Origin of the sequence: Calothrix rhizosoleniae SC01, from assembly GCF_900185595.1 — a bacterium.
Lineage (GTDB): Bacteria > Cyanobacteriota > Cyanobacteriia > Cyanobacteriales > Nostocaceae > Calothrix_A > Calothrix_A rhizosoleniae.
Window position 1 is genome coordinate 1 of the sequence record NZ_FYBH01000442.1, and the last position, 556, is coordinate 556.

General features: G+C 37.9%; 1 protein-coding gene. It reads left to right on the forward strand.

Annotation, left to right across the window (positions count from 1 at the left end; translation table 11 throughout):
* Window positions 1-556 (forward strand): GNVR domain-containing protein (locus CALSC_RS25155; protein WP_327331802.1); only part of this gene is annotated, 556 nt, incomplete at both ends.

The window sequence follows — 556 nt, forward strand, 5'->3', positions numbered from 1 at the left end:
TGAATCAAACACCAGAAACTCAGCAACTTTTGGCTCAACTGAACGAAGCACAAAGCCAGTTGAAAGTAGCCCTCACCAGTCTTCAGCCAGAACATCCTAAAGTCTTAAATTTAAAAGATAAAGTTGCAGTTTTTCAGAGCTTACTCAAGCAGCAGACAGGACAAGTTATTGGCAAAAATCAACCTGCTCTGAAGAATCTCCAGATTGGAGATTTGCGACAAAACTTGCTCCAAGAGTTTGCACGCACTGAAACAGATTATCTGGCTTTAGAGAAAAAAATTGATCAACTATCTCAAAATTTGCTTGCTTATAAAGAAAGAGCAAAAAAGTTACCTAAATTAGAACAGACTCAAAGACAACTAGAGCGGAAATTGCAAGCATCTCAAGCAAGTTATGAATCATTACTAAAAAAACTCAAAGAAGTGCAGTTAGCCGAAAACCAAAATATTGGTAATGTGCGTGTTATATCTCCAGCTTTTATACCAGAGCAACCCACTGCTTCTCGCAAAAAACTGATTATTGGTGGTGGGATAGTTTTTGGTGCTTTACTAGGTGT